The 25,148-nt window shown below is 60.2% G+C and carries 21 protein-coding genes; 11 read left to right on the plus strand and 10 right to left on the minus strand.

Annotated features, from left to right (window positions below):
* Positions 1-97: 97 nt before the first annotated feature.
* Positions 98-490, plus strand: a complete 393-nt coding sequence (locus MXF20_RS07365; protein WP_010616197.1) for a DUF3461 family protein — start codon at positions 98-100, stop codon at positions 488-490.
* Positions 491-528: 38 nt separating this feature from the next.
* On the opposite strand, the gene MXF20_RS07370 is transcribed toward MXF20_RS07365, so the two are convergent.
* From MXF20_RS07370 to dgt, 3 genes are all read right to left on the minus strand, one after another.
* Complete coding sequence (locus tag MXF20_RS07370; RefSeq protein ID WP_325968541.1) at positions 529-1,686, minus strand: CdaR family transcriptional regulator; 1,158 nt, start codon at positions 1,684-1,686, stop codon at positions 529-531.
* 202 nt (positions 1,687-1,888) lie between these two features.
* A complete protein-coding gene (gene degP / locus MXF20_RS07375) occupies positions 1,889-3,328 on the minus strand; it encodes a serine endoprotease DegP (RefSeq protein WP_058759526.1) in 1,440 nt (479 codons plus the stop codon).
* A 136-nt stretch (positions 3,329-3,464) separates the two neighbouring features.
* Entirely contained in the window at positions 3,465-4,958 is a 1,494-nt protein-coding gene (gene dgt, locus MXF20_RS07380; protein WP_325968542.1) for a dGTPase, read from the minus strand.
* 98 nt (positions 4,959-5,056) lie between these two features.
* Between dgt and mtnN the strand changes: the two genes are divergently transcribed.
* The 3 genes from mtnN to MXF20_RS07395 all read left to right on the plus strand — a co-directional run bounded on the left by mtnN (position 5,057) and on the right by MXF20_RS07395 (position 6,912).
* Positions 5,057-5,755, plus strand: coding sequence for a 5'-methylthioadenosine/S-adenosylhomocysteine nucleosidase (gene mtnN, locus MXF20_RS07385; RefSeq protein ID WP_325968543.1), 699 nt, complete (start codon positions 5,057-5,059; stop codon positions 5,753-5,755).
* Entirely contained in the window at positions 5,748-6,554 is an 807-nt protein-coding gene (gene btuF / locus MXF20_RS07390) for a vitamin B12 ABC transporter substrate-binding protein BtuF (RefSeq protein ID WP_325968544.1), read from the plus strand. The genes mtnN and btuF overlap by 8 nt, the downstream gene beginning before the upstream one ends.
* 106 nt (positions 6,555-6,660) lie before the next feature.
* Positions 6,661-6,912 carry a hypothetical protein gene (locus MXF20_RS07395; protein WP_325968545.1) on the plus strand — a complete coding sequence of 84 codons (252 nt, stop codon included), beginning with the start codon at positions 6,661-6,663 and terminating at the stop codon, positions 6,910-6,912.
* A 33-nt stretch (positions 6,913-6,945) separates the two neighbouring features.
* On the opposite strand, the gene erpA is transcribed toward MXF20_RS07395, so the two are convergent.
* Complete coding sequence (gene erpA / locus MXF20_RS07400) at positions 6,946-7,293, minus strand: iron-sulfur cluster insertion protein ErpA (RefSeq protein WP_021507501.1); 348 nt, start codon at positions 7,291-7,293, stop codon at positions 6,946-6,948.
* 221 nt (positions 7,294-7,514) lie between these two features.
* Between erpA and hemL the strand changes: the two genes are divergently transcribed.
* Complete coding sequence (gene hemL, locus MXF20_RS07405) at positions 7,515-8,795, plus strand: glutamate-1-semialdehyde 2,1-aminomutase (protein ID WP_262264609.1); 1,281 nt, start codon at positions 7,515-7,517, stop codon at positions 8,793-8,795.
* Positions 8,796-8,830: 35 nt separating this feature from the next.
* Here hemL and fhuB read toward each other — a convergent pair whose 3' ends face one another.
* From fhuB to hrpB, 6 genes are all read right to left on the minus strand, one after another.
* A complete protein-coding gene (gene fhuB, locus MXF20_RS07410) occupies positions 8,831-10,807 on the minus strand; it encodes a Fe(3+)-hydroxamate ABC transporter permease FhuB (RefSeq protein WP_325968548.1) in 1,977 nt (658 codons plus the stop codon).
* Positions 10,807-11,685: a Fe(3+)-hydroxamate ABC transporter substrate-binding protein FhuD gene (gene fhuD / locus MXF20_RS07415; RefSeq protein ID WP_325968549.1), complete on the minus strand. Its 879-nt coding sequence runs from the start codon at positions 11,683-11,685 to the stop codon at positions 10,807-10,809. The genes fhuB and fhuD overlap by 1 nt, the downstream gene beginning before the upstream one ends.
* 9 nt (positions 11,686-11,694) lie before the next feature.
* Positions 11,695-12,489, minus strand: a complete 795-nt coding sequence (gene fhuC, locus MXF20_RS07420) for a Fe3+-hydroxamate ABC transporter ATP-binding protein FhuC (RefSeq protein WP_325968551.1) — start codon at positions 12,487-12,489, stop codon at positions 11,695-11,697.
* 44 nt (positions 12,490-12,533) lie between these two features.
* The gene (gene fhuA / locus MXF20_RS07425) at positions 12,534-14,732 is read right to left on the minus strand and encodes a ferrichrome porin FhuA (protein WP_325968553.1); all 2,199 of its coding nucleotides are present in this window, start codon (positions 14,730-14,732) and stop codon (positions 12,534-12,536) included.
* 320 nt (positions 14,733-15,052) lie between these two features.
* Entirely contained in the window at positions 15,053-17,578 is a 2,526-nt protein-coding gene (gene mrcB / locus MXF20_RS07430; protein ID WP_325968554.1) for a bifunctional glycosyl transferase/transpeptidase, read from the minus strand.
* A gap of 97 nt (positions 17,579-17,675) precedes the next feature.
* Positions 17,676-20,153: an ATP-dependent helicase HrpB gene (gene hrpB / locus MXF20_RS07435; RefSeq protein WP_325968555.1), complete on the minus strand. Its 2,478-nt coding sequence runs from the start codon at positions 20,151-20,153 to the stop codon at positions 17,676-17,678.
* A gap of 35 nt (positions 20,154-20,188) precedes the next feature.
* On the opposite strand from hrpB, the gene thpR reads away from it, so the two are divergent.
* The 6 genes from thpR to folK all read left to right on the plus strand — a co-directional run bounded on the left by thpR (position 20,189) and on the right by folK (position 25,082).
* A complete protein-coding gene (thpR, locus tag MXF20_RS07440) occupies positions 20,189-20,728 on the plus strand; it encodes an RNA 2',3'-cyclic phosphodiesterase (RefSeq protein ID WP_325968556.1) in 540 nt (179 codons plus the stop codon).
* A complete protein-coding gene (gene sfsA, locus MXF20_RS07445; protein WP_325968557.1) occupies positions 20,729-21,445 on the plus strand; it encodes a DNA/RNA nuclease SfsA in 717 nt (238 codons plus the stop codon).
* A gap of 239 nt (positions 21,446-21,684) precedes the next feature.
* Complete coding sequence (gene dksA / locus MXF20_RS07450) at positions 21,685-22,140, plus strand: RNA polymerase-binding protein DksA (RefSeq protein ID WP_021507512.1); 456 nt, start codon at positions 21,685-21,687, stop codon at positions 22,138-22,140.
* A 70-nt stretch (positions 22,141-22,210) separates the two neighbouring features.
* Positions 22,211-23,146, plus strand: coding sequence for a tRNA glutamyl-Q(34) synthetase GluQRS (gluQRS, locus tag MXF20_RS07455; protein WP_418936844.1), 936 nt, complete (start codon positions 22,211-22,213; stop codon positions 23,144-23,146).
* Positions 23,147-23,184: 38 nt separating this feature from the next.
* Complete coding sequence (pcnB, locus tag MXF20_RS07460) at positions 23,185-24,600, plus strand: polynucleotide adenylyltransferase PcnB (RefSeq protein WP_325968974.1); 1,416 nt, start codon at positions 23,185-23,187, stop codon at positions 24,598-24,600.
* Positions 24,597-25,082: a 2-amino-4-hydroxy-6-hydroxymethyldihydropteridine diphosphokinase gene (gene folK, locus MXF20_RS07465; protein WP_325968558.1), complete on the plus strand. Its 486-nt coding sequence runs from the start codon at positions 24,597-24,599 to the stop codon at positions 25,080-25,082. Before pcnB ends, folK begins: the two co-directional genes overlap by 4 nt.
* Positions 25,083-25,148 lie beyond the last annotated feature (66 nt).

Consider the following 25,148-nt stretch of genomic DNA (forward strand, 5'->3'; position numbering starts at 1 on the left):
GTATGCCGTAAGCGTTCGGTTCGTTGCGTTTATCACGCAGCCGAATGATGATGATTATCCTGCGCGCTCACTCACTCTCAGATGGAATATAAACGCTATGTACGACAACCTGAAAAGCTTAGGTATCAGCAATCCTGAAGACATTGACCGCTACAGCCTGCGTCAGGAAGCCAACAACGACATCCTGAAAATCTACTTCCGCAAAGATAAAGGCGAGTTCTTTGCCAAAAGCGTGAAGTTTAAATACCCGCGTCAGCGCAAAACCGTGGTGGCGGACCACACCACTCAGGGTTATAAAGAGATTCAGGAAATCAGCCCTAATCTGCGTTACGTGATCGACGAACTGGATCAGATCTGCCAGCGCGATCAGGTCGAAGTGGATCTGAAGCGCAAAATCCTTGCCGATCTGCGCCATCTCGAGAACGTGGTGTCGAACAAAATCGCGGAAATCGAATCCGATCTCGATCAGCTGACCCGCAACGGTCGCTAATTCGCGCCGCTTCTCAGGCCAGCAACTGCTGGCCTTTTTTATGCCTGCTCATCAAGCTGCAGCGCCACATACAGCAGCAGCCGATCGTCAAAGTTCGCCAGGTTGAGGCCGGTGAGTTCCGAAATGCGGTTCAGACGGTACTCCAGCGTATTACGATGAATAAACAGCGCGCGCGCCGTGGCGCTCGGCTGCACGTTGTGGCTGAACCACGCAACCAGCGTGCGCCGCAGCAGACCGTTGTTATCCATACTTTTTAGCTTTGCCAGCGGACGCGCCAGCTCGCTCGCCTGCCAGCCGCCGCGCAGGCTATCCAGCAGTACCGGCAGCACCAGATCCTGATAGAAATAGCTGCGCTGTTCCGGCATGCGCTGTTTGCCCACCATCATGGTGGTGCGGGCAGTGCGATAGGAGCGCGCAATGCTGCCGGGGCCGGTAAAGAAATTGCCGAGCGCGATGCGCATTCGCACCTGACCGCTCTCTTTCATGCGCTGCAACAGCTGATCGACGCGCCGGCGATGATCGTCCTGATCGTAACGACCATGGGCATTCAGCGCCGGCTTGAGTACCACCATTTCGGTGAGTGAAACGATAGCGATCAGGTTGTCGCGATCGGGCGTGGTCAGCAGCGTTTGCAGTTGCTGCAGCTCCGACATCGCGCTGTCGACCCCGAGCTGTCCGCTGTCCACTTCCACCACCGCCACCACGCGCGGCTGATTGAGATCGATGCCCAGCCGCTGCGCCCATTCGTTCAGCGCCGGCGACAGCGTATCGCTGCGGATCAGGTTCAGCACCAGCTCCTCACGCAGGCGGCTGTCCTGCGCCAGCATATGCAGCAGGCGCGCCTGTTCCAGCATCATCTCTGCCGTCATGCACACCAGTTCGCCGTAATGGCGCAGCGTGCTGGGCTGGCCGGTGAGGCCGATAACGCCGACGATGTCGCCATCAATGCGCAGCGGCAAATTGATGCCCGGCCGCACGCCGTGCAGGTGTTTAGCCACCGCTTCGTCAATATCGACCACCCTGCCCTGTGACAGCACCAGCAGCGCGCCCTCGTGCAATTCGCCAATACGCTCGCGATCGCCACTGCCAATAATGCGGCCGCGCGCATCCATCACATTGACATTGCTGTCGATAATTTTCATGGTGCGGGCAACGATATCCTGAGCCAGTCGCGCATCAAGATGATAGGTGGCCATCAAACACTCCGGAATTCGGGACGAACCGACAGAATACGCATCCCGCTCGCGCCTGGCATTGTGCAACTGCACATAGCCGCAGGGCGTTTACCGGAATTGCGGCAGCGATCACACTGGAGAGACGCAGCTGCTTGAGCGCACAGTCGCATTGCGGCAATAAAAAAGGCGAGCCGGAGCTCGCCTGGTAAAACATGCCGCAGGATTACTGCATCAGCAGATAGAGGCTGCTGTCGCCGCGCTTGACGTTCAGCGCCAGTACCGACGGTTTGGTGTCGAGGATTTTACGCAGCTCGCCGAGGTTGCTTACCGCCTGCTGGTTCACACCGAGGATCACATCGCCTTTCTTCAGGCCGATGCGCGCGGCGGCACTGCCGGCTTTCACGCTATCCACGCGCACGCCCTTCTGGCCGTTGCTGTCGACGTTACTGAGATCGGCGCCTTCAATGCCGGTGTAAATCGTCGCGGACTGCACTTTGTCCTGTGAGCTCTGCTGCAGCTCAACCGTCACGTTCAGCGGTTTGCCGTCGCGCAGCAGGCCCAGCTGCAGTTTAGTGCCGACCGGCAGTGAACCGACTTCTGCACGCAGCGCCGCAAAGCTGGTCAGCGCTTTACCGTTCATGGAAACCACCACATCGCCCGCTTTGACGCCGGCTTTCGCGGCCGCTGAGTTTGGCAGCACCTGGCTGACAAACGCACCGCGCTGCGCATCCACTTTCATCGCTTTGGCCAGCTCGGAGTTGAGCTCGGTGCCCATGATGCCCAGCTCGCCGCGTTTCACCTGGCCATACTCCACCATCTGTGCGGTCAGGTTTTTCACCATGGAACTCGGGATCGCAAAGCCAATGCCGATGTTGCCGCCGTCCGGGGCGAGGATCGCGGTGTTAATACCGATCAGCTCACCGTTGAGGTTAACCAGCGCGCCGCCGGAGTTACCGCGGTTGATCGCCGCATCGGTCTGAATAAAGTTTTCGTAGTTTTCAACATTAAGACCGCTACGCCCCAGCGCCGAGACAATACCGGAGGTGACCGTTTCACCCAGGCCGTACGGGTTACCGATGGCCACGGTGTAGTCACCGACGCGCAGGTTGTCGGAGTCCGCGATTTTAATTGCCGTCAGGTTCTTCGCATCCTGCAGCTGAATCAGTGCGATGTCAGACTGCGGATCTTTGCCGATGACTTTTGCATCATAGCGGCGGCCATCGCTGAGCTGGACCTGAATTTTGGTGGCGTTGTCCACCACGTGATTGTTGGTCACCACGTAGCCTTTGTCGGCGTTAATGATTACACCGGAACCGAGCGCGCGGAACTGCTGCTTCTGCGCGTTGGCACCGTCGTCGCTGCCGTCACCGCCGCCGCCCTGGCACATCGGTGAACCCTGGAACGGCGATCCGTCCTGACAGAACGGCGAATTATCGCCAAAGAATTGCTGGAACTGCTGCGGCATGCGCGGGGTTTTCACCGTGGTGCTGCCTTCCACGCTGATACTCACCACGGAAGGCATCACTTTTTCCAGCATCGGCGCCAGGCTGGGCAGTTGCTGACTGGAGGAAGACGCTGTCTCCGCCGCGAAAACACTGACAGGGCTTAACGCCATGCCGAGGCTGAGCGCCAGCGCACTTAACATTAATGTGCTTTTTTTCATTCGTCTGTGTCTCTCTGAAATTAACGTGCAGACCATTGCTGTGGTCGTGATGATGAGATTAAGTTTTTAGCGCGAAGTTCCTGATAAAGTATTGGGCAAAGGTAAAAATTTATTCTTCATCTTTACAAAACTGCGCTTATTCCACTGCCATCAACCGACGATACTCATCCCAGGCGTAATTGTCCGTCATTCCACTGATATAGTCCTGAATCAGCCGCGAGCGATAATAACGTTCCCATAACAAACGCTGATATTTATGCTGTACTATCAGATTACGCATCTGTTGCTGATAAGCTTTACGATGTTTACCGGAAAGTTTATGAAACAGTCGGGTTTCAATCGGATGTTTCGCGAGAAAATCCTCATTCATTAAGGTGGTGAACTGCTCATAATCGAGCTGCATCAGCGACTGATAAATTTCCAGTAATCCTTTAATGACCCGATAACCCTGTAATTCCAGCTGCTCAACTTCCGGATGATTAAACACCTGCTGGCGCGCCACGGTTTTAAATAATTTTAACAGGCGCCCTTCATCTCCATCATCTTCCAGCAGCGCGTGGTTAAAGCTGCCGTCGAAAATAGCGGGTAAATTATCAACAAAGCGGCGCACCGCATGGCTGACCAGCACACTCTGCACGTTAACCCGCAGCGACATGAAAAACTGATCGCTGATGCTGCGACGCTTTTTGTTACTGGCCTCTTTCCAGGCTTCATTAATGGTGCGGCTGAACGCATCGCCGGGTTTAACATCGCCCCAGGCGTTGAGCAAAGAGTGATAGAGCGTCTCCACCGTGAAAATATCTTTTTCTACGGCGTCATCAAGATCGGCGATGCAATAAGAGATATCGTCCGCGGCTTCCATTATCCAGGTCAGCGGATAACGGTGATGCTCAGGTATATCCGTTGCCGCGCGAAGATCGGCTACATATTCACGTTCGGATAAATAGAAACCCGGCTTTTTCATTAGCACACTGAACTCCGCCGGCTTATCGCCCTGCCACCACGCCGGCGCGGTATATTTTAAAATACACGCCACCTGTGCATAGCTGAGATTCAGCTGCAGCAGGGTGTGCACCAGCCGAATGGCCTGCGCATTCCCTTCGAAATGGCACAAATCCTGACGAATCATTGCATTCAGGCGGTCGAAATCGGCACGCTGCGCGTCATCTGCCACGCCTGCCACCAGCGGATCCACCAGTTCGGCCGGCAGATTGTCATCAAACCAGTCATTGATCGCCGCTTCCCCAAAATGGCCAAACGGCGGATTGCCGACGTCGTGCAGCAGGCAGGCCATCTCCACCAGGCTTTCGACCGCGCCTTCAAAGCCGTCCAGGCCGTAAGCCGCCAGCCCGCCGCCCTGGGTTTTCAGCGTATGCAGAATCTCTTTGGTGATGTAACGCCCGGTTTGCTGCACCTCAAGCGAATGCGTCAGGCGCGATCGCACCGCCGCATTGCGCTCCAGCGGAAATACCTGGGTTTTTTGTTGCAGGCGACGAATCGCGGCGGAATTAATAATGCGTCCGCGGTCGCTTTCAAAATGGCGGGTAATAAGGTATTCGCCTTCGGGATCTTTGCGGCTGGTATAAGGGCGGGTGAAACTGATCTTCTTCCTGAAATTGATCGTCGCCATCGTTACCCCTTATTTTTTCCTGAATTGATCCCCATTGAGCCATGATAGACTATGCCTCACTTTAGCCTTATACATCCATAACTACAGCGAGATTCTTTATGAAAGCAGGCATTATTGGCGCGATGGAGCAGGAAGTTACACTGCTGCGTGACAAAATTGAAAACCGTCAGACGCTGACGCTGGCCGGCTGCGAAATTTACACCGGCACGCTGAACGGCGTTGAGGTGGCCCTGCTGAAGTCGGGCATCGGTAAAACCGCGGCCGCGCTCGGTACTACGCTGTTGCTGGAGCTGTGCAAACCGGACGTGGTAATTAACACCGGTTCCGCCGGCGGCCTGGCACCCACGCTGCAGGTGGGCGATATCGTGGTATCTGATGAAGTGCGTTATCACGATGCGGATGTCACCGCTTTTGGCTATGAGCCAGGCCAGATGGCCGGCTGCCCGGCGGCGTTTGTCGCGGACAGCGCGCTGATCGCCGCCGCAGAGCAGGTGATCAAACAGCTGGATCTCAACGCGGTGCGCGGTCTGGTGGTCAGCGGTGATGCCTTTATCAATGGTGCCGCGCCGCTGGAGCGTATCCGCAGCACCTTTCCGCAGGCGATTGCGGTAGAGATGGAAGCCACGGCGATTGGTCACGTCTGCCATCAGTTCAACGTGCCGTTTGTCGTGGTACGCGCCATTTCTGACGTGGCCGATAAAGCGTCGCATCTGAGTTTCGAAGAGTTCCTCAGCGTGGCGGCTAAACAGTCGTCGCTGATGGTAGAAAACCTGCTGGCTCAGCTGGCGCGTGGCTAAATACCTGCTGCTCGGACTGTGGCTGCTGTGCCACAGTCTGCTGGCCGCACCGCGCGTCATTACCCTGTCGCCGCATCTCACTGAACTGGCGTTCGCTGCCGGCATCACGCCGGTGGCGGTGAGCGCCTGGTCAGACTATCCCGCCGCTGCCCGCCAGCTGGAGCAGGTAGCAAACTGGCAGGGGATCCGCGTTGAACGCATTGTGCAGCTCAGGCCGGATGTGGTGCTGGCCTGGCGCGGTGGCAATCCGCTGCGCCAGGTGGAGCAGCTGCAGCGCCTGGGCATCCATGTGGAATGGATCGATCCGCAGTCAATCGATCAGATGATTGACGCGCTGGCCGCGCTGCAGCGCTGGAGCCCGCAGCCGCAACGGGCCACAGAGGCCGCGCAGGCATTACATCAGCAGCTGCAGGCGCTGCGTCAGCGCTATCAGCAGCAGACGCCGGTGCCGCTGTTTCTGCAGTTTGGCCAGCAACCGCTGTTCACTGCCGCACGCAGCACGCTGCAGAATGAGGTCATCACCCTGTGCGGCGGTCGCAATATCTTTGCCGACAGCAGCGTGAGCTGGCCCCAGGTGAGCCGGGAACAGGTGCTGACGCGCCACCCGCAGGCGATTGTCACTGGCGGTGATGTCAGCCGCGCCGCCAGCGTCGCGCGCTTCTGGCAGCCACAGCTTAACGTGCCGGTGATTGCGCTTAACGATGACTGGCTGAGCCGGCCGGGTCCGCGCCTGCTGCTGGCGGCAAAACAATTATGCGAAGCTTTACATCCGACGAAAAATAAAGCATTACCCGACTAAAGATTCGGCGATTTATGTCGAAAATCAAATGACAAGGCACCGCGGCCACGTATGCTCTGTGCCCTTTTAGCGCGTAGCGCACTTTTGACATCACCAGGATTTCACCATGACCAGAGCGCTGCTGCTGGCCATAGGGCTGATTGTGGCTGCACCGATCGGTGCGGCAGGCACCACCGGCTCTATCGCCGTCTCGCTGACGATTTTCTCCCGCTGCGATATCTCACGCCCGAGTGAGCAGACGCTGCCATCCGTTGATTGTGGCCGGCATTTCAGCGCGCAGCCGCGCGTGACACAAAGCGTACTGAACCGCGATGCATCGCGCCGTGAAACGGCTCGCCTGGTGACGATTGAGTGGTGAGTTCTGGCTGCCAGAACGGCAGCCAGCCCAGCATCAGATGCTGAAAGAGGAGCCGCAGCCGCAGGTGGTTTTGGCGTTCGGGTTAGTCACGATAAAGCGGGAACCTTCCAGACCTTCGGTGTAATCAACCGATCCTCCCACCAGATACTGCAGGCTCATCGGGTCAACCACCAGCGCCACGCCCTGCTTCTCGATGGTCATGTCGCCGTCATTCATTTGATCGTCAAAAGTAAAACCATACTGGAAGCCACTGCAGCCTCCGCCGGTGATGTATACGCGCAGTTTCAGCGCCGGATTCTCTTCATCCGCAATCAGGTTTTTTACTTTTTTCGCTGCTGCATCGGTGAACTGCAAAGGCAGCGCGGCTACGTCGTCACTCATCTTTTACTCCGGGTAAACGTCCAGGTCAGAAAACGACCTTAATTTCGCTATTATCTGCCAGCCGTCCAGTGCAATCAAGTAGCGCCCTTGACACTGTGTGCCGCCAGATATGGCATAAAGTATAGCAATGTCGCAGGCGCAAGCGGCCGCGCGCCTTTCTTCACCGGCCGCTCTTCCGTAGAATGGCGCCAGATTTTTTCCAGAACAGCAGGAGCCGAACCATGAGTAAGTCAGAAAACCTGTATGCCGAAGCACAACGCCTGATCCCGGGCGGCGTGAACTCCCCGGTGCGTGCCTTTACCGGTGTGGGCGGCGTGCCGCTGTTCATCGAACGCGCCGACGGCGCTTATCTTTATGATGCCGACGGCAAAGCCTATATCGATTACGTCGGCTCCTGGGGACCGATGGTGCTGGGCCACAATAACGCCACCATTCGTAATGCGGTGATTGAAGCCGCCGCGCGCGGCCTGAGTTTTGGCGCGCCGACGGAGATGGAAGTGAAGATGGCCGAGCTGGTGTGCGAGCTGGTGCCGAGCATGGATATGGTGCGTATGGTTAACTCCGGCACCGAAGCCACCATGAGCGCCATCCGCCTGGCGCGCGGTTTCACCCAGCGTGACAAGATCATCAAATTTGAGGGCTGCTACCACGGCCACGCTGACTGCCTGCTGGTGAAAGCCGGTTCCGGCGCGCTGACGCTCGGCCAGCCCAACTCGCCGGGCGTGCCGGCGGATTTCGCCCGCCACACGCTGACCTGCACCTACAACGATCTCGACTCGGTGCGCGCGGCGTTTGAGCAGTATCCGCAAGAGATCGCCTGTATCATCGTTGAACCGGTAGCGGGCAACATGAACTGCATCCCGCCGCAGCCGGAATTCCTGCCGGGCCTGCGTGCGCTGTGCGATGAGTTTGGCGCGTTGCTGATTATCGATGAAGTGATGACCGGCTTCCGCGTGGCGCTGGGCGGCGCTCAGGCGTATTACGACGTGATGCCCGATCTGACCTGCCTTGGCAAAATCATCGGCGGCGGGATGCCGGTCGGCGCCTTTGGTGGCCGCCGTGAGGTGATGGCTGCGCTGGCTCCGACCGGTCCGGTGTATCAGGCGGGCACGCTGTCCGGAAACCCGATTGCCATGGCAGCCGGTTTTGCCTGCCTGTCGCAGATCGCACAGCCGGGCACCCATGCCACCTTAACCGCGCTCACCGACCAGCTGTGTGCTGGCCTGCTGGCGGCAGCCGAAGCGGAAAATATCCCGCTGGTGGTGAACCACGTCGGTGGCATGTTTGGTATTTTCTTCACCGACGCCGACAGCGTGACCTGCTACGCCGACGTGACGAAGTGCGACATTGAGCGCTTTAAACGTTTCTTCCATCTGATGCTACAGGAAGGCGTCTACCTCGCGCCATCGGCCTATGAGGCCGGCTTTATGTCACTGGCGCACAGCCAGGAAGACATTCAGCGCACCGTCGATGCCGCCCGCCGCTGCTTCGCACAGCTGTAAACCTGCCGGGGCGCCATTCATCGCGCCCCGCTTCACTAAGCCCGCCTTAGCAGCCAGATAAAATACGGCGCGCCGAAGAAGGTCGCCATCAGGCCCGCCGGGATTTGATCCGGGAAGGCCAGCATGCGCCCGCACCAGTCGGCGAACACCAGCAGACTCCCCCCGAGCAGGCCGGCCATCAGCAGCTGCGGCAGCGCGCGACGGAAGCCGAGCATGCGTACAATATGCGGCGCCATCAGGCCAATAAAACTCAGCGGACCGATGGTCAGCGTCGCAGTGGCGGTCAGCGCAGCCGCCAGCAACAGCAGGACGAAGCGCGACCGGTTCAGCGCCATGCCAGCTGAACGCGCCGTGGCACTGCCGAGCGGCAGCAGCGTCAGCCAGCGGCTGGCCAGCGGTGCCAGCGCCACCAGTATGATGCCCACGACGGCACTCTGCAGCGCCTGCGTCATTGAGATGTTATACGTCGAACCGGAAATCCAGCTCAGCAATCCGGCCATGCGCGGATCGCCGCTCGCCAGTAACACCATCAGCAACGTGACGAACGCGCTGTTCAGCGCCATTCCGGCCAGCAGCATGCGCTCCGGTGAAAAACCGCCGCGGCTGGCCACCAGCATAATTACCAGCAGCGTCAGCGCAGCGCCCAACACGCCGGCAGGCAGCAGCCACGCCATCGCGTTGCCGGGCACAAAAAATAGCATCACCACCACCCCGCAGGCCGCCCCGGAGCTAATGCCCAGCACTTCCGGGCTGGCCATCGGATTGCCGGTCAGGCGCTGAATCAGCACCCCGGCGACGCCCAGCATCATGCCGACCACTATCGCCGCCAGCACGCGCGGCACGCGCCACGGCAGCAGATGCTGCAGCATGTCGCCGCTGACCCACGTCCAGCCGTGCGCTTCACGCCCAAACGCAATGCCCGCCAGACTGCACAGCGCCAGAATCATCACGCCCGCCAGGCACCAGCGCAGCACCGCCTGGCGCTCCTGCGGCACTGTGTCGCCGGCATTCATCGCCGGCGGCAGCGAGCCCGTGCGCAGACGCGGCAGCAGCCACAGCAGAATCGGCACGCCAATCAGCGCGGTGGCGGTTCCGGTTGAGACCTCACGCCAGTGCGCGGTCAGCCACAGCACGCACTGATCGGCCAGCCACAGCAGCAGTGCGCCAATCAGCGGCGCCAGCAGCAAGCGGCTAAGCAGACGACGCGCGCCCAGCATCTTCGCCAGCAGCGGCGCGAATAGCCCGATAAAGCCAATGATGCCGGCGACGTTAACCAGCTGCGCACTGAGCAGAATCGCCAGCGCCAGCGCGGCCACGCGCGCCGCCGACAGCGCCAGACCGAGGTTTTTTGCCACGCCGTCATCGAGCCCCATCAACGTCAGCGGACGCAGCAGCGCCAGCGTCAGCGCGAACGCCAGTAGCAGGCGCGGCCACAGCAGCGCCACGTTGTGGCCGTCGAGCTGGTTCAGCGCGCCGGTGCTCCACAGAAACATGTTTTGCAGCTGATCGTGATTGAAGATGGCGAAGATCTGATTGACCGCGCCGGCATACAGGCTCAACACCAGACCGGCGAGGATCAGCGTCACCGGCGACAGGCGCTTGCCCCAGGCGATGCCAAACACCAGCACGCCGACCAGCACCGCTCCGCCCATCGCGGCAAACTGCTGCGTCAGCTCACCGCCCGGCAGCTGCCACAGGGTGGCGACCGTCAGGCCAAACTGCGCACCGGAAGAGACGCCGAGCGTGGTGGGCTCCGCCAGCGGATTACGCAGCACTTGCTGAAACAGCAGGCCCGCGAGGCCCAGTCCGGCCCCGACCAGCAGCGCCAGCGCCAGCCGCGACAGCAGACTGTAATGGAACACCACCTGACGGATGTTATCGATATCCGGTGCGAACATCGCCTGCTGCCACTGCGCCAGCGGCAGCGCCTGGCGCAGGTTGATAAACGTCAGCGCCAGCGCCAGTAAACTGAGCACGCTGAGCAGCGCGACGGGAAACAGACGGTTGCGCATCAGTGCGACTCCAGCGCGTGTTCCAGCACGCGAATAAATTTCATGGCCGAGTAGGTCGCGCCGTAATACCACACCGCCGGCACGCGGTGAAAGCGGCCGGACCGGACAAACGGCAGCGCCTGCCACAGCGCACTCTGCGCCACCAGCTGCATATCGCGCGCGTTATCATGATCGAAGCAGATCACCTCAACGTCACCGACCTCCGCCAGCCGCTCCAGCCCGACCACCGCGCTGCCCCAGAAGTTGGTTTCACCCTGCCAGGCATTGCGCAGCCCGAGCTGCTCCATCACTTCAAGAAACAGGCTGCCTTTGCCGAAGGTAATGGCGTGACGCGGATCCATCAGCGACATCAGCAGCAGTGGACGCTGCGCCCACGGACGCAAGCGCTCACGTGCGGCGGCCACTTCACCATCCACCCACTGCAAATGCGCCTGTGCCTGCGCTTCAAGGCCAAGCCGGGCACCCAGCGCATGCAGCGATTTGCGCGCGGTGGTGAACGGTTTGCCATCGCCGCTGTTGAGGTCAAAACCCATCGTCGGCGCAATGCGTTCCAGCTTGTCGACCGCCGGGCCGTAGCCGTTGGAGTGCAGGATCAGCGACGGCTTTAGCTGGGTCATCAGTTCCAGATTGGGTTCGGTGCGCAAACCGAGGTCGAGGGTGCTGGCCGGCAATACCGGATCGCCCACCCAGATAGCGTAGTTATGCAGATCGGCCACGCCGAGCGGGGCGACGCCGAGCGCCATCAGCAGCTCCACCGGCAGCCATTCGAGTGCCAGGATGCGCTGACTGTCCGGCAGCGCCGCACGCAGCGGCGTGAGGTTCATCAGTGGAGAGAGCGCCAGCGCGGTCAGCAGACGGCGACGGGAAATGTCGAACATCACAAGGCCTCAGTAGACAAAACTGACGGGCGCGCCGCCCTGCGGATGCGGCAGAATGCCCATCGGAATGCCATAAATATCACCCAGCACCTCAGCCTGCATAATCGCTTCCGGTCCGCCTTGCGCGATCACTTCGCCCGCGCGCAGCGCCACCAACTGGTCACAGTAGCGAGCCGCCATGTTGAGATCGTGCAATACCGCTATCACCGTCAGGCCGCGTTCGTGGCTGAGGCGCTGAATCAGCGCCAGCACGTCCACCTGATGGGCGATATCCAGCGCCGAGGTGGGTTCATCCAGCAGCAAACAGCGGCTGTTCTGCGCCACCAGCATCGCCAGCCACGCGCGCTGGCGTTCGCCGCCGGACAGACTGTCCACCAGCCGCCCGGCGAAGGGTTTCAGTCCAACCAGCGCAATCGCCTCGTCCACCCGATCGCGATCTTCCTGGCCGTAGCGCCCCAGCGCGCCGTGCCACGGATAGCGCCCAATCGCCACCAGCTCGCGCACCGTCATCCCTTCCGCCGCAGGCAGCTGTTGCGGCAGATAGGCCACCTGGCGCGCAAAGGCTTTACTGCTCCAGGTATCAACCGCCTCGCCGTTCAGCATTACGCGCCCTTCGCTGGCGGCATGGTGACGACCGAGCATTTTCAGCAGCGTGGATTTACCGGAACCGTTATGCCCGATCAGCGCGGTGACTTTGCCGGGAGCGAAGGTTAGCGATAGCGGATGCAGCAGCGTGCGGCCGGGCACCCGGAAGCTGACGTTTTCCAGCGAGAAGGTGGTTTCTGCGTGGTGCGGATGCTGCATGATAATCCCTGGTTAACGGGCGCCGCAGCGCCCTGTGTTCAGTATCAGAAGCGGAAGGTGGCGGTACCGACGATCTGGCGTTCTGCGCCCCAGTAACAGGCGTAGTCGCGGTAGCAGCTGGCAACGTATTCGCGATCGAACAGGTTGTTGATGTTGACGCCCACGGTTGAGCCCGGCAAACCGAAACGGCCCAGGTCGTACTTTAGTGCGGCATCTACAGTGGTGTAAGCGGCGACGTCGAAGTTTTGGTTAGCATTCGCGCCGCTGGCGTACAGGCCTTTGCTTTCACCCACGTAGCGCACCCCGGCACCCACGGTGAAGCCCGACAGTGCGGTTTCGTGGAAGGTGTAATCACCCCACAGCGAAGCCATATGCTTCGGCACCTGCACCGGCGTACGGCCTTTCAGCAAGGTGTCTTCGGTGTATTCCGCATCGGTATATGAGTAAGCCGCCGTCAGGTTGATGTTGGCGTTAAGCGCCGCTTTGGCTTCCAGCTCGACGCCGCGTGAGCGGATTTCCCCTCCCTGCACACTAAACTGCAGGCTGTTCGGATCTGCCGTCAGGTTTTTGGTTTTAGTCAGCTGATAAACCGCTGCGGTGACCACAATCGGGCGATCTTTTGGTACGTATTTTACGCCAGCCTCATACTGCTTCGCGCGGGATGGGTCAAAAGGTTTCCCATCAACCGTGGTGCCAGCCGTTGGGATAAAGGATTCGCTGTAGCTGAAATACGGCGCGATACCATTATCAAACACATAGTTCACACCACCGCGCCAGGTAAATGCCTGGTCGTGGTTTTTTACTTCGCTGTTACCGTTACGGTTCAGTGCGGAGGTCATCGCATAATCGTATCGCCCGCCCAGCGTCAGCACCCATTTATTCCATTCCATCTGATCCTGCGTATACAGGCCAGTTTGTTCCTGACGGTTCAGATATTGATAGGGGAAGGCGGCACCCACAGCATCATTACCGTACTGCGGATCGATCGCATTGATTGGCGCTGCGGAGGCAAATGCAGCATCAATATCATTACGGGTGCGCTGATAATCAACCCCCATCAGCAGCGTATGATCGACCGCACCGGTAGCAAATTTTGCCTGCACCTGATTATCGACAGCAAACTGATCCAGTTTCTCATCGGAAATGGCTGAACCACGTGTAATCTCTTGTGACTCAGGCAGATAGCCGTTGCCATAAATACTACGATAATTCGTTTTCAGCTCCGCATAGCGCAGATTCTGGCGCACCGTCCAGGTGTCGTTAAAGCTGTGCTCAAAGTTGTAGCCAACCATTTTGGTGTTGCGCGAGATCTTATTGCTGTCTTCGCCTTCATCAAAATTGGTGGGCAGCTTATAGCTGCTGCCGTCCGGCCGGGTGATGCCCACCACGGTGCCTTCGCGCGGCAGCCAGCCGTAATAGCCGGTTTCCGGTTCGTTCTGGAAGTAGGTCAGCAGGTCAAAGCGGGTATTGGCATCGGGACGCCAGCTGAACGAAGGCGCAATCGTATAGCGCTTCTCTTTGTTCATCTCCTGTTGCGCATCGGCGCTGCGCGCCAGGCCGGTCAGGCGATAGCTGTAAACGCCGTCATCATCCAGTGAACCGCCAAAATCGAAGCCGGTGGAGAACAGGTTGTCGGTGCCCATCTGGAACTGGACTTCACGCAGCGTCTCCTGGGTCGGCCGCTTGCTCACCAGCGACACCACGCCGCCCGGGTTGCTCTTACCGTACAACACCGAAACCGGACCGCGCAGCAGCTCCGCGCGCTCGAGGAAGTAAGGATCGATAGCGAATTCCGAGTAGTTGTCACCCTGCAGCTTCAGGCCATCGAGATACTGGTTGGTGTTGGTTTCGCTGAAGCCGCGAATCGACAGCGCGTCGATAACGTCGGAGCTGCCGCGGTTACCGGTCAGCACGCCTGGCGTATAATTGAATGCGCCTTTCACGCTGGTTACCGCGTGCATTGACATCTCTTCCTGCGTCACCACCGACACCGACTGCGGATTCTTCTCAATCGGCGTATCGGTTTTCGTCCCGGTCGCGCTGCGTTTGGCGGCAATGGTCGGTGACGGTCCCCATGCGCTCTCCTGCGCGACGCCGCTGCCGCCATCCGCCGTCACCACTACGGTTTCTTCGGCCAGCGCCTGCATGCTGAGGGTGCCCAGAGTCAGGGAAATCAATAACGCGAGCGGTCGACGGGTGGTCACCGCGCGCAGAGAACAGGGAAAAGTGTTTCGCGCATTCATAGTGGGATCTCATGAAAATAGAACAATGCAGGCGAATGTAAACGAGAATGATTATTAGACGCACGGATTTTAGGCGAAACCCGGCAAGATCCGCAAGATGTAATGCCTGATGGCGGTGAGTTTGCCACCAGATCGCACATATCTATGATCGCGGCTAAAAAAATGGCAGGCAAAGAAAAAGGCGCCGCAGCGCCTGATGAGGATGTTGGTCCGCCAGACACAGACTGGAGCGGCGCAATACAGTGTGCCACAACGTTGTGTGCAAAGCGCTGGCACCGCGCAGGCGATGAATGCATAAACCCTGCGCAGTGCCAGACGGCCTACTTACTGCCAAACATATCTTTAATCCAGCCCGCGACGCCGTCAGCGTCCTTCTGCTCGCCCTGCGGCTGCTGTTGCTGCTGCTGTTGCTGCTCTTGCTGTTGTTGCTGCTGCTGAATCTGCTGCTGTTGCTGCTGGCACAGCGCATTCGGATCCAGCGCCCACACCGGCAGCGAACGCCAGGTGCTGCTGCCGCTGCCGCAGACAAAGTTACCCGCCGAATCGATATTCATCTGGGTGATATCTTCCGGCGGCGTCAGGACCAGCGGCATCGGCGACTGGTTGTCGAGGTAGCGACGATAGATCTGCATCGCACCGCTGGCACCGTACAGCTTCGAGGTCTGGTTGTTGTCGCGACCAACCCAGGTGATCGCCACTTCTTTACCATCAATACCGGCAAACCAGCTGTCGATAAGGTCATTGGTGGTACCGGTTTTCGCCGCCAGATGCGCGCCCGGGAAGCGTGCGCCCAGCGCCCGCGCCGTACCGTGATCCGCCACCTGCTGCATGGTATACAGCGTCAGATAGGCCGCCTGCGCCGGCTCAACGCGCTGCGCCTGCGGGAAGCTCTGATACAGCACAGTACCATCCTCCGCAATCACCGAGCGCACCGCCGACAGCTCAGCGCGGTTTCCGCCACTGGCAATCGACTGGAACGCCTGCGCCACTTCAATTGGCGTCAGGTTAAGTGCCCCCAGCAGCATGGCCGGCACCGGATGCAGCTGATCTTTCGGCACGCCCAGTTTGGTCCAGGTATCGACTACCGCGTCGAGTCCCAGCGTCATCCCGAGGTTGACGGTTGGTACGTTCATCGAGTTAGTCAGCGCATCCACCAGCATCACTTTACCGCTGAAGCGACGATCGTCGTTCATCGGCTTCCACACCGAACCGTTTGGCTGTTTCAGCGCAATCGGCTCGTCGGCGATCCAGCTGTTGAGGCGATAGCTGTTTGGCTGGCTGAGCGCGGTCAGATAGGTCGCCGGCTTGGCCAGTGAACCGATAGAGCGCCGCGCCTGCAGCGCGCGGTTATAGCCGGCAAACTGTGGATCGGCACCGCCGACCATGGCGCGCACTTCACCGCTGAAGCGGTCAACCACCACCATTGCGGTTTCCAGATCTTTCAGCCCGCGCTGTTTCTTCAGCGTGGGAATGCCGTCCTCAACCGCTTTTTCTGCTGCATCCTGCGAGATCGGATCGAGCGTGGTAAAGATCTTCACGCCGGAGAGATCTTTCACCTTGTCGCCCAGCTTCGCCTGCAGCTCGTTACGCACCATCTGCATAAATGCCGGCTGCGGCGTAATCACGCCACCTTTCGGCTGAACGCCGAGCGGCCGCGCCGACAGCATGTCGTACAGCTCCTGATCGATCACTTTCTGCTGCTGCAGCAGACGCAACACCAGGTTGCGACGCTCCAGCGCCAGTTGCGGATTGCGCCACGGGTTGTACAGCGACGCGCCTTTTACCATGCCAACCAGCATTGCCTGTTGATCGAGGCTCAGCTCGTCCACCGGACGGCCAAAGTAATACAGGCTGGCCAGTGGGAAACCGCGGATTTGATCGTTGCCCGCCTGGCCGAGATACACCTCATTGAGGTAGAGCTCAAGAATGCGATCTTTGCTGTAGCGCGCATCCATGATCACCGCCATATAGGCTTCACGCGCTTTACGCCACAGCGAACGTTCGTTGGTGAGGAACAGGTTTTTCACCAGCTGCTGCGTCAGCGTACTGCCGCCCTGCACCGCTTTACCGGCGGTGATATTGGCGAGGAAGGCGCGACCAATCGAGTACGGGCTGATGCCGTCATGCTCGTAGAAGTGGCGGTCTTCGGTGGCGATCAGCGTATCGACCAGCAGATCCGGGAATCCGGCGCGCGGCACAAACAGACGCTGCTCGCCGTTGGGCGACTGCAGCATGGTGATCAGCCGCGGATCGAGGCGGAAGAAGCCAAAATCACGTCCGGTGTCGAGGTTTTTAATCTCGCTCAGCTCGTTGTTGCTGAAAGTGAGACGCGCGTTAATCTGGCCCTCTTTGCTGTCCGGAAAATCAAACGGACGGCGCAGCAGATCGATGGTGTTGCCTTTGACGCTGAACTCACCCGGACGGGTAATGCGCGACACTTCGCGATACTGCGTGCCTTCCAGCAGCGCAATCATCTCTTTCTTGTCGTAAGCCATGCCCGGTTCGAGGCTGACCATGCGCCCGTACACGGCGGCCGGCAGCTGCCAAACTTTACCGTCTATGCGGCTGCGGATTTCCGAATCGAGATAGACGCCCCAGGCGGCCATCACGACGACAAACACCAGGAAGAGTTTAATCAACCAGCCTAACCAGCGGCGTTTGCCACGCGTTGGACGTTTTCCTTTACCTTTGGGTGGCACCGGCGCACTCTCCTCATCATCTTCGTCAAAATCGTCCTGATCGATATCATCTTCAGGCTCCCTGCGGCGACCCCGACGCGCAATGTTACGCGGCGGCTTTGGCGCTTTTCCTTTGCGCCCAATAGGTTCGCGATCGTTCCCAGACATGCTTTGTTTTCTCCAGGCATAGCTACGGCAGCGCCGCTACTCTAACTGCTTTCTCGTGCCGCGCATGGCAGAACCCTCTGAATTCGATCCACAGCGGCTACGAGGAATATTTTTTGGTGCGCCTTGTCGGCAAGGCGCTGGCCGGATCGTCCGGCCACGGATGTTTGGGATAGCGCCCTTTCATCTCTTTCTGCACTTCAGGATACGCACCGCGCCAGAACGCCGCGAGGTCACGGGTGATCTGCAGCGGGCGATGCGCCGGTGAAAGCAGCTCCAGCACCAGCGGAACGCGCCCGTCGGCAACCGCCGGGTTTTGCGCCTCGCCAAACATCTCCTGCATGCGCACCGCCAGCGCGGGCGGTTTCTCCGCGTCGTAGCGAATGGGCAGGCGACTTCCGGTCGGCACAGTGTAATGAGTTGGCAGCACAGTATCCAGCCGCTGCCGCTGTGACCATGTCAGCAAATGTAATAAAGCGCTGACAAGATTAACGCTCTGCAGCCCTTTTAAATCGCGTACTGCGCCCATCTCCGGCAGCAGCCAGTGCTCCAGCGCGGCCAGCAGCGTGTCATCATCCAGCGTTGGCCACGCCTCTTCCGGCAGCCACTGCGCGGCGCACTGCAGGCGCAGACGCAACTGTTCTGCCTGCGGCGTCCAGCCGAGCACCGCCAGCCCTTTTTCACGTATCCAGCGCAGCATCGCCGGATGCAGGACGTCCGGTTCGGGTCGCGCCTGCGGCTGGGCCCGCAGAATCAGCGCGCCAATCGCCTCGCGCTTCCACGCGCGCAGCGTGCCTTTGTCGTCATCCCAGTCGACATCGGTGCGCTGCTCCACCAGCTGCGGGCACTGCTGACGCAGTGCATCAATGTCTACCGGCAGCGCCAGCAGCATGCGCGCATCGGCGCTGCTGGCACCCTGCAGCAGGCTTGGGGCAATCAGCCACTCATAGCGGCTCAGGCCATCGTGCTCATCCAGCATCGCGCCGATACCGTTGGCGAGCTGATAGCGTGCGCTGTCACCGCGACGCTGCGCCAGCCGGTCAGCAAACCCGGCAGCCAGCAGCGCCGGGAAACGATCGGCATCAACGCGTCCTTCGCGCGCGTTCAGCCGCTGCTGCCAGTGGCGCGCGCGCCGCTGCCAGTGCGGCTGCGGCTGATTGAGCGCATCGCGCAGATCGGCACTGCCGCTGCGCGGCGGATCTTCCAGAATCGCCACCAGCAGCGCGGCGCTGGCGATCGCGTGCGCATCATCACCGGCGGCACACAGTATAGCCGCAAGACGCGGATCGCTGCCGATCTGCGCCATTTTACGACCGCGCGCGCTGAGCCGCCCTTCGCTGTCCAGCGCCCCGAGCCGGTGCAACTGCTGACGCGCCGCCTGCAGGCTGCGTGCCGGTGGGCTATCCAGCCAGCACAGCTGTCCAGCGTCCTGACAGCCCCACTGCAGTAAATCCAGCTGCAGCGAGGCCAGATCGCTGGTGAGTATCTCCGGCTCGCTCTGTGCCGCCGCGCGCAGCGCCTGCTCCTGCGGCAGCAGATGCAGGCAGATGCCCGGTGCCAGGCGACCGGCACGGCCAGCGCGCTGCGTCATGGACGCCTGGCTGATGCGCTGGGTCAGCAAACGCGTCACGCCGCTGCGCACGTCAAACTGCGCTGCGCGCTCCAGCGCGCTGTCCACCACCAGCCGGATGCCTTCAATCGTCAGGCTGGTTTCAGCGATGTTGGTGGCGAGCACCACTTTACGCCGGCCCGGCGCGGCCGGCAGGATGGCGCGCCGCTGCGCCTCCAGCGGCAGCGCACCATATAAAGGAGAAAGGTCGACGTCATCGCTGACGCGCGACGCCAGCTCACGCTTCACCCGTTCAATCTCCGCCACGCCCGGCAGAAACAGCAGCAGCGAACCGGACTCGTCACGCAGCAGTTGCGCCACTTCGCGCGCCACCGCCTCTTCAAACCGCTGCTGCGGATTGAGCGAGGCGTAACGGCGGGTCACCGGGAAGCTGCGCCCCTGGGACACAATAAACGGCGCGTCGGGCAGCAGCGTGCACAGACGCTGGTTATCCAGCGTCGCCGACATCAGCAGAACCTTCAGGTCGTCGCGCAGCCCCTGCTGCACATCAAGCAGCAGCGCCAGCGCTAAGTCAGCCTGCAGGCTGCGCTCGTGAAATTCGTCGAGGATCACCAGCGATACGCCGTCCAGCAGCGGATCGCGCTGCAGCATGCGCGTCAGAATGCCTTCGGTGACTACCAGCAGACGGGTCGCTGCGCTGCTGCAGTTTTCACCGCGCAGCCGGTAGCCCACCGTCTCGCCGGGCTGTTCGCCCAGCTGTTCCGCCAGCCGCTGCGCCACGTTGCGTGCCGCCAGCCGGCGCGGCTCCAGCATGATGATTTGTCCCGGCAGCTGTGCCTGTTGCAGCAGCTGCAGCGGCAGCCAGGTGGATTTCCCGGCGCCGGTCGGGGCCGCCAGCAGCACCTGTGGCGACTGCGCCAGCGCCGCCAGCACTGCAGGCAGTACCTCGCTTACCGGTAATTCACTCACACTCAACTCCCACTCTGCCTGTGCTAAGATGGCGCGCATTGTACACCACCCGGCGCCGATTACCGGAGTTCAGCATGGCCACGCAACGACTGTTTTTTGCCCTCGAACTGCCTGACTCGCTCCAGCAACAGCTGGTGCAGTGGCGGGCCGATTGCTTCGCCGCAGACGCGGGTAAACCGGTGGCGGCGGCGAATCTGCACCTGACGCTGGCGTTTCTTGGTGAGGTCAGTACGGAAACGGCGGGCCAGCTGCAGCAGCTGGCGGCACGCATCCGCCAGCCCGGCTTTACGCTGGATCTCGATGACGCCGGTCACTGGCCGCGTCCCGGCGTGGTGTGGCTTGGCTGCCAGCGCGCGCCGCGCGGTTTACTGCAGCTGGCCAATCTGCTGCGCGCCCAGGCCGCGCGTCATGGCTGTGCGCAGAGCACGCAGCCGTTCCATCCCCACATCACTCTGCTGCGCCACGCTGCGCAGGCCGTGGCGCTGCCGCCGCGCGGTTTCCACTGGCGCGTTGAGATCGATCATTTCGCGCTGTTTGCGTCCAGCTTCACGCAGGGACGCACGCGCTATCGCCGGCTGGCGCGCTGGCCGCTGTTATCTGCCGCAGGTGCATAAATGCAGTTCGATCCGCCCCTAAAATCAGCCCGCCTGATCACCCGCTATAAACGCTTCTTAGCCGATGTCATCACGCCGGAAGGCGAAACCTTTACCCTGCACTGCGCCAACACCGGCGCGATGACCGGCTGCGCCACGCCGGGCGACACCGTGTGGTACTCCACCTCGGCCAGCGCCACGCGCAAATATCCGCACAGCTGGGAAATAACGCAAACCGCGCAGGGCCACTGGATTTGCGTCAACACGCTGCGCGCCAACCAACTGGTGCGCGAGGCGCTGCTGCGCGACGCAATTCCGGAATTATCCGCTTATAGCCACTGCCAGGCTGAGGTGAAATACGGCACGGAAAAAAGCCGAATTGACTTCCTGTTGCAAGCGGAGGGCAAAGCCAACTGCTATATTGAAGTCAAGTCCGTCACCCTTTTACAAAATGGTAAAGGCTATTTTCCGGATGCGGTGACGGCTCGTGGACAGAAACATCTGCGCGAATTAAGCACTATCGCGGCAGAAGGCCACCGGGCCGTTTTGTTGTTTGCTGTTCTGCACACGGGGATTGAGGACGTTTCCCCGGCGCACCATATCGATGCGCAATACGCAGAACTACTGGTACAGGCGCAGCGCTGCGGTGTGGAAGTGTTGGCGTATCAGGCTCAGATTTCACCGGCAGAAATGTTACTTACCCGGCCGTTAACGGTAACGATTAACGCACAGTTGTAATATTTAACGTTATTTGCTGTGATAAGAATGTTCTGAGCGGTGCGCTAAATACGCTGTTCCTCACAGGCTTGTCAAGGTGCGTTCATGAATAATTGCCAACCTTGATTGCTTCTGCTATTTATAGCGGCCTGTTTTTTTCCCTGATGGGAATCGATATGCTCCGCATGCGTCGGGTTGCAGGCAAAGGCTTTCGCAATCTGAAACAGAACGGGTAGTGCGTGTTATCCAGGAGAAACAACATGCAAGAAGGGCAAAACCGTAAAACATCGTCCCTGAGTATCCTCGCCATCGCTGGGGTGGAGCCGTATCAGGAGAAACCGGGCGAAGAGTATATGAATGACGCCCAGCTGAGCCATTTCCGCAAGATTCTGGAAGCCTGGCGCAACCAACTCAGGGATGAAGTAGACCGTACTGTGTCGCATATGCAGGACGAAGCTGCCAACTTCCCGGATCCGGTTGACCGCGCCGCGCAGGAAGAGGAGTTCAGCCTGGAGCTGCGTAACCGCGATCGTGAGCGCAAACTCATTAAAAAGATTGAGAAAACGCTCAAGAAAGTGGAAGACGACGACTTTGGCTACTGCGAATCCTGTGGGGTCGAAATTGGTATCCGCCGTCTCGAAGCGCGTCCGACCGCCGATCTCTGCATTGACTGCAAAACGCTGGCAGAAATCCGCGAGAAGCAGATGGCAGGCTAATGGCCGTTAACAGACTGTCGCCGCACAGCCGGGAAAACCACTGTTTTCCCGCCGTGCGGTGCACCACAGCATGATGTCCGCCACGCTTCCCTGCATCGGGCGTTTCGCCCCCTCTCCTTCCGGTGATCTTCATTTCGGTTCGCTGATAGCCGCGTTAGGCAGCTACCTGAGCGCACGTGCGCAGCAGGGCCGCTGGCTGGTGCGCATTGAAGATATCGACCCGCCGCGTGAAGTTGCCGGTGCCGCAACGCGCATCCTGCAGCAGCTGGAACGTTACGGGCTGCACTGGGATGGCGACGTGCTGTGGCAGTCGCAGCGCCACGAAGCCTATCGCGCGGCACTCAGCTGGCTGCGCGAACAGCGTCAAAGCTACTTCTGTACCTGCCCGCGCAGCCGCATTCAGCAGCTGGGCGGCTTTTACGACGGCCACTGCCGCGATTTACATCTGCCGCCGGACGGTGCCGCGCTGCGGCTGCGTCAGCATGCGCCGGTGTACGGTTTTGACGATCGCCTGCGCGGCCATCTGCTGGCCGAGCCGCGTCTGGCGCAGGAAGACTTCATTATTCACCGCCGTGACGGACTGTTCGCCTATAACCTCGCGGTGGTGGTCGATGACCATTTTCAGGGCGTGACGGAAATTGTGCGCGGTGCGGATTTGATTGAGCCGACGGTGCGCCAGATCGCGCTGTATCAGCAGTTTGGCTGGCCGGAGCCGGCTTATCTGCATCTGCCGCTGGCGCTTAACCCGGACGGCAACAAATTGTCGAAGCAGAACCACGCGCCGGCGTTGCCGGATGGCGATCCGCGACCGGTGCTGGTGCAGGCGCTGAGCTTCCTGGGTCAGCCGGTTTTGCCGGGCTGGCAGGACCACGCGCTGGAAACGCTACTGGACCATGCGGTTACGCACTGGGATAGCGCACGCATCCCGCAGCACGATGCGCGCCAGCCGGCGGAGGTGACAACGCCATTCCTAAATGGTTCGCAACAGGCTATGATTAGCCGCTGATTTTATTCACACCCATTTTCTCACTGTCGAGGTGTCCCATTTTTACCCGAGTCGCTAATTTTTGCCGGAGAGTCCTCAAGCGTGATGAGGAGGCCCCTGAAGAGGTGGAAACCGTAAGTCTGATGACCGTTATCCCCCGGGAAAGCCACAACATCTCACGCAAAGATATCAGCGAAAACGCCCTCAAAGTGTTGTATCGCCTGAACAAAGCCGGTTACGAAGCCTATCTGGTCGGCGGCGGCGTGCGCGATTTGCTGCTGGGTAAAAAGCCGAAGGACTTTGACGTGACCACCAACGCCACGCCGGAGCAGATGCGTAAGCTATTCCGCAACTGTCGCCTGGTCGGGCGTCGCTTCCGTCTGGCGCATGTGATGTTCGGTCCGGAAGTGATCGAAGTCGCCACGTTCCGCGGCCATCATCAGGAAGAGAGCGTCGACGATCGCAACGGTTCGCAGCGCGGTCAGAACGGCATGCTGCTGCGCGACAACATTTTTGGCAACATTGAAGATGATGCGCAGCGCCGCGATTTGACTATCAACAGCCTCTATTACAGCGTGGCTGATTTCACCGTACGCGATTACGTCGGTGGCCTGCAGGATCTGCAGGAAGGCATCATTCGTCTGATCGGCGATCCGGAGACGCGCTACCGCGAAGATCCGGTGCGCATGCTGCGCGTGGTGCGCTTCGCCGCGAAGCTGGACATGAGCATTGCGGCAGAAACCGCCGAGCCGATTCCGCGCCTCGCCACGCTGCTGAATGACATTCCGCCGGCGCGCCTGTTTGAGGAGTCGCTGAAGCTGCTGCAGGCCGGTTACGGTTATCGCACCTATCTGATGATGCGCGAATACCAGCTGTTCCAGCCGCTGTTCCCGACGCTGGCGCGCAACTTCACCGAACAGGGCGACAGCCCGATGGAGCGCATGCTGGCGCAGGTGCTGAAAAACACCGATACCCGCCTGCACAATGATATGCGCGTGAATCCGGCGTTCCTGTTTGCGGCGATGTTCTGGTATCCGCAGCTGGAATCCGCGGAGCAGATCGCGCAGGAGAGCGGCCTGACCTATTTCGACGCCTTTGCGCTGTCGATGAACGAAACGCTGGATGAAGCCTGCCGTGCGCTGGCAATTCCAAAACGTATCACCACGCTGATTCGCGATATCTGGCAGCTGCAGCTGCGCATGTCGCGCCGTCACGGCAAGCGTGCGTGGAAGCTGATGGAGCATCCGAAATTCCGTGCGGCTTACGATCTGCTGGCGCTGCGTGCGGAAGTGGAAAACAACGCCGAGCTGCTGCGTCTCAGCCAGTGGTGGGGCGAGTTCCAGTCGGCGGTGCCAACACAGCAGAAAACCATGCTCAACACTCTGGGTGACGATCCGGCACCGCGTCGCAAACCACGTCGTCCGCGCCGTCGTCCGACCGGACCGCGCCGCGACAGTAACACTGGCGCGTCATGACGCGGGTTTATCTCGCGTTAGGCAGTAATCTCGCCGATCCGCTGCATCAGGTTGATGCAGCGCTGAGCGCGCTGGATGCCATTCCTGATACCCGCCGCGTTGCCACCTCCGCGTTTTATCGCACGCCACCGTACGGTCCGCCGGATCAGCCGGATTACCTTAACGCCGTGGTCGCACTGGATACCGCGCTGGCCGCCGAAACCCTGCTCGATCATACCCAGCGCATTGAGCTGGAGCATGGCCGGGTGCGCAAAGCCGAACGCTGGGGACCGCGCACGCTGGATCTCGATATCATGCTGTTCGGCAACGCGGTGATCCACACGCCGCGCCTGACGGTGCCGCACTACGATATGCACAACCGCGCCTTTATGCTGGTGCCGCTGCTGGAGATTGCGCCGGCGCTGCGCCTGCCGAACGGTCAGCCGCTGGCTGGCATTCTGGCGACGCTGGACCGCAGCAGCATTCGCTTGTGGTCCGCCTGACGCGGCAGAATCGCACGCCCGTCGTATCGCCTTTGCAATCAATCCAGTACACTGCGCGCATCAGAA

It is taken from the genome of Pantoea dispersa, from assembly GCF_035783935.1.
Taxonomy (GTDB): Bacteria; Pseudomonadota; Gammaproteobacteria; order Enterobacterales; family Enterobacteriaceae; genus Pantoea; species Pantoea dispersa_C.